Annotated in this window: 5 protein-coding genes and 1 pseudogene; 3 read left to right on the top strand and 3 right to left on the bottom strand. The window is 63.4% G+C overall.

Features of this window, described 5'->3' with window-relative positions; genetic code table 11:
- Window positions 1-267 (top strand): annotated as a pseudogene (locus tag EN879_RS24980) (LysR family transcriptional regulator); the annotation flags it as partial.
- A gap of 113 nt (window positions 268-380) precedes the next feature.
- Here the strand turns inward: EN879_RS24980 and EN879_RS24975 are convergent.
- From EN879_RS24975 to EN879_RS24965, 3 genes are all read right to left on the bottom strand, one after another.
- Entirely contained in the window at window positions 381-1,031 is a 651-nt protein-coding gene (locus tag EN879_RS24975; RefSeq protein WP_063168788.1) for a dihydrofolate reductase family protein, read from the bottom strand.
- A gap of 102 nt (window positions 1,032-1,133) precedes the next feature.
- A complete protein-coding gene (locus EN879_RS24970; protein WP_063170313.1) occupies window positions 1,134-1,982 on the bottom strand; it encodes a protein-L-isoaspartate O-methyltransferase in 849 nt (282 codons plus the stop codon).
- An 87-nt stretch (window positions 1,983-2,069) separates the two neighbouring features.
- Complete coding sequence (locus tag EN879_RS24965; RefSeq protein ID WP_013530120.1) at window positions 2,070-3,434, bottom strand: Nramp family divalent metal transporter; 1,365 nt, start codon at window positions 3,432-3,434, stop codon at window positions 2,070-2,072.
- 235 nt (window positions 3,435-3,669) lie between these two features.
- On the opposite strand from EN879_RS24965, the gene mntR reads away from it, so the two are divergent.
- Both mntR and EN879_RS24955 read left to right on the top strand, forming a co-directional pair.
- Window positions 3,670-4,119 (top strand): manganese-binding transcriptional regulator MntR, encoded by a 450-nt coding sequence (gene mntR / locus EN879_RS24960; protein ID WP_024504117.1) that lies wholly within the window; start codon window positions 3,670-3,672, stop codon window positions 4,117-4,119.
- 89 nt (window positions 4,120-4,208) lie between these two features.
- Window positions 4,209-4,397 carry a hypothetical protein gene (locus EN879_RS24955; RefSeq protein ID WP_013530122.1) on the top strand — a complete coding sequence of 63 codons (189 nt, stop codon included), beginning with the start codon at window positions 4,209-4,211 and terminating at the stop codon, window positions 4,395-4,397.
- Window positions 4,398-4,638: the final 241 nt, after the last annotated feature.

Genomic DNA, 4,638 nt, shown 5'->3' with positions numbered 1-4,638 from the left:
GAGCATGGGCTGGAGTGGCGCACCGTGTTCGAGAACGGCAACATCGACGCGACGACCGCGACGGTGCGCTCCGACCTCGCCGTCACCACCTGGCTGGCCTCCACGGTGCCAGCCGATCTCGACATATTGCGATCGGAGTCCGGCCTGCCGCCGCTGCCGAATTTTGCCATCAACCTGCATCTGCCGAGGCATGGGGTAGGGCCCGCGGCGCAGGAATTCGCACGGCATATACGGGAAGGGCTGGCGCGGCGACCAGTCGCTGCTTGAAGCTTCTCAGAACTTGGGTTCCTCTCCCCCGTCGATCGGGGAGAGGTGTCGAGCGAAGCTCGACCGAGTGGCGGGTCGATCTTTCATCGTGGGGCGAGGAACCCAGGTCCTGCTTACTTCCAGTTCTTCCGCCGCTCGAGCTCGGCTTCCGACGGCTCTCCCGTGACAAACGACCCGACCTTGACCTCGCCCGCGCGTTCGTAGGTCGCCATGATGACGCCGGTGCCGGTTGCCTGCGACTTAATGAGCTTGAAGGCGGCCGGGATCGCGCTGTCGCCGAACAGCCGCTTGCCCTTGCCCAGCAACAGCGGGAAGATCATCAGCCGGATCTCGTCGATCAGCCCGTTGGCGAGCAGCGTTTGGATCAGGTTGCCCGATCCCTGGATGAGCAGGTCGGGTCCATCCTCCTGCTTGAGGCGGCGCAACGCCGCAACGATATCGGGCCCGAGCGATTGCGTGTTCTGCCAGGTGAGGGTGTCGGGCCGATGCGTCGCGACATATTTGGCCGCAGGGTTGAAGGCATCCGCGATCGGATCTTTCTGATATGGCCAGTAGGCGGCGAAGATATCGTAGGTCCTGCGGCCGAGAAGCAGGGCGAAAGGCTTGGAGAACAGTTCATCCATCGCCGCGCCCCCCGCCTCGTCGAAGTAATGGAAGGTCCAGCCGCCGAACTTGAAGCCGCCGACCGGATCCTCTTGCGGGCCGCCGGGCGCCTGCATGACGCCGTCGAGGCTGATGAATGTCGCAGAGATGATCTTTCTCATTCCAATGCTCCCGTTCTTCGGTCCACGCCGTCGTGGCGGACTTCAGCCCAAGGACGGGCGACGAGCCACCGGTCCGACAGGACAGGACGAAATTTTGGAAAATCACCGTTGCTTGCGAGGCTCGGTGTGGAGATTTTCCGACGAGAACCAGACATCGCCTGATATGGCGGTGGCGGTGTCGTCCGGCGCCCTGTCCTGCGCCAGCCAGATCGAGCGGCTGCGCGCGGCCTGCTCGCCGGTGGGGATCATCGCCGCGGGGTCCGCGACCGAGGCGCCGACACAGGGAATGAACCACGACCGCATGAACGGATCGCAGGCGAAGCCTTTTTGCGTGCGTGTCACCATCACCGCCAGCGGGACGCGCTCGGCCGGCCGCCAGGGAAAGATCATGCGGCCGCCTGGCCGCAGCGCCTTCAGCCATCCGGCCGGGGGCGCTGCGACCCCGGCATTGACATAGATGATGTCGGATGGCGGCAGGGGCGTCGTCACGGCATCGCCATGGACCACCGTCGCATTGCCATAGGCTTCGAGATTTTGACGCGCCAGATCGGCCAGCTTCTCGTCGAGTTCGAAAGCGGTGACGATGCCGCCTGGCGAAACCAGCCGGGCCAGCACGGCGGTGTAGTAGCCGGTGCCGGCGCCGATATGGCAAACCGCCTCACCGGGTTTCGGTTCAAGCTTTCCAATCCACATGGCGTGCAGGAATGGCTCGCCATTGTTGATGCCCTTGTCGTCGTCGAGCGCCACCAGCACGTTCTGATAGATATGAGCCGGATCGGCGCTTGGTGTTGTGACCCTGCCGTTGCCGGCGACGACCGTCCACGGTCCGGGACCGAGAAACGCTTCGCGCGGCACGTCGGCGAAAGCCGCTTCCAGACGTGGGTCGGGCGAGCCGGCATTGGCGGCCAGCAGCCGCGCGTAGAATTTCCTGATGTCTTCGATCCGGGTCATGATGCCGGAAAACATAGCGCGGATTGCCGATTTGTCGCGAGGCTGCCCCCTGCGCAGAGGGCAGCTGGTTTCCAGGCGAAGCGGAACTCAGCCGACCCCGAACATGGTGTCGTAGAGCAGCTTGAAGTTGAGCACCAGGATGATCGCGGCGACCACCCAGGCAAGGGCTGCGACGCCGCGCGGAATGGCGAGATTGCCCATCTTCTTCTTGTCGGAGACGAACTGCACCAGCGGGACGACCGCGAAGGGCAGTTGCATCGACAGGATGACCTGGCTGAACACCAGCAACTGGCCGGTGCCCTTTTCGCCATAGAGCGCGGTGACGACCACCACCGGGATAATGGCGAGGCCGCGCGTCAGCAGCCGGCGTGCCCAGTTGGGGATGCGCAGGCGCAGGAAGCCTTCCATAACAATCTGGCCGGCGAGCGTGGCCGTCACCGTCGAGTTCAGGCCGGAAGCCAGCAGCGCCACAGCGAACAGGATCGAGGCGATGCCGAGGCCGAGCAGCGGCGACAGCAGCTCGAAGGCCTGGCCGATCTCTGCGACGTCCTGGTGGCCGGTGTTGTGAAAGGCGACCGCGGACACGATCAGGATCGAGGCGTTGACGAACAAAGCCAGCATCAGGGCGATGGTCGAGTCCGTCGTTGCCCATTTGATGGCGTCGCGCTTGCCCTTGTCGGTGCGTTCATAGGCGCGGGTCTGCACGATCGAGGAGTGCAGATAGAGATTATGCGGCATGACGGTGGCGCCGATGATGCCGATGGCGATGTAGAGCATCGCCGGATTGGTGACGATTTCCGACGACGGCACGAACATGGCATGCAGGATCGAACCGGCCGGCGGGGCGGCGACGAAGATCTGGATGGCGAAGCAGCTGAAGATGATGATCAAAAGCGCGATGACGAAGGCTTCGAGATAGCGAAACCCCTTGTTCATCAGGAGCAGCACGAGGAAGGCATCGAGCGCCGTCAGCATGGCGCCGCCGATCAGCGGAATGCCGAACAGAAGCTGCAATGCGATCGCGGTGCCGATGACTTCGGCCAGGTCGCAGGCGATGATGGCCAGCTCGCAGGCGATCCACAGCACGAAGTTCACCGGCCGGGGATAATAGGCCCGGCAGGCCTGGGCGAGGTCGCGGCCGGTGGCGATGCCGAGCCGTGCCGCCAGCGCCTGCAAAAGGATCGCCATCAGGTTGGACAGCATGATGATGAACAGCAGCGTGTAACCGAACTGGGCGCCGCCGGCGAGGTCGGTCGCCCAGTTGCCGGGGTCCATATAGCCGACCGAGACCATGTAGCCGGGACCCATGAAGGCGAACAGGCGACGGAACCAGACGCCCGAGTTCGGCACGGCGATAGAGGAATTGACTTCGCGCAGGCTGGGCTGCTCGTCCTCGTCGGGCCTGGCGAACCGCCATGAGGAACGGGAGGCTGTGGCTTCGGCTTCGGACATGAAGGAGGGCTTTCCGCGAGACTGGACGATGTTGGCTTAAGCTATGCCATGGCTCAACATTATGCAATATGCTATATTTCATTGTCGTTGCTTTTTATCCGGCTGGCGGTCATCGGGTGAAGCGGCAATCGGAAGCCCCGGTTGCACCTGTGGCGGAATGCAAATAAACGGCCTGAAGAATCAGAGCCCGTGCTATGAAAGCATGGATGGCAAATAGTCCTGGGAGGAGCGCGTATTGGTGCTGAAGAACAGACCAGTTCCGCGCGAGCCGCTGCTCGACGCCGAAATTCATTCGGAGGGCTTCCGGCAGCAGCGCGAAGCGCGCCGCAGTGCGTTGGTCGAGGATTATGTCGAGCTGATCGCCGACCTGATCGAAGACGGCAACGAGGCGCGTCAGGTCGACATCGCCGCACGGCTCGGCGTCGCGCAGCCGACGGTGGCCAAGATGCTGACCAGGCTGTGCGCCGACGGTCTGGTGTCGAGAAAGCCCTATCGTGGCGTGTTCCTGACCGAAGCCGGCCGCAAAGTCGCGGAGGAAAGCCGCATCCGCCACCAGACGGTGGAAGCTTTCTTGCGCTCGCTCGGTGTCAGTGCGGAGACAGCGCGCATCGATGCCGAGGGCATCGAGCACCATGTCAGCGCCGAGACGCTGGAAGCCTTCCGCAAGGCGATGACGGCGCGCTGAGCGCCAGAGTTCCCGCGTCGCCGGAACCGTCGCACGCCAGACACGTTTGCACCAGATCCGTGCGATTGGCGCGCGAAAGGGAGGAAACGATGGGCATCGAACAAACGCCGGCGGCAAAGGGCAAGCAGGCAGCCGAGGGACTGAAACAGGCGGCGGCCAGGGATGAGCGCAAGACCGAAGCCGAAACCGGCCATCCGCTGAAAAAGGGCGCGGCGCGTTTCGAGGAGCGTTCGAAGAGCTCCGACGGCAAGAGCGCCGGCGCCAAGCAGGAAGATTAGCTCTCTGTCGGGCTTACGTGATCGGCTGTAGGCCACGGGGACGATTGCCACGCCGAGCCGCTCGCCACAACGAACTTGGCCGCAAGGCAACCCGTGTGGCCAAAAAGGCCATCGAAAAATGCTGTGACTTGGCGCAACCGTTGAGATAATTGTTTGTCGCCCCGGAGCAACGGGGAGGTTTGCTGCACGAGGAGTTGCCATGCTCTGGAAGGGCCGTCGTCAGAGTGACAATATCGAGGAC

The organism is Mesorhizobium sp. M7A.F.Ca.AU.002.02.1.1 (assembly GCF_003998535.1).
GTDB lineage: Bacteria > Pseudomonadota > Alphaproteobacteria > Rhizobiales > Rhizobiaceae > Mesorhizobium > Mesorhizobium ciceri.
This window is presented reverse-complemented; position numbering and strand designations above follow the sequence as displayed.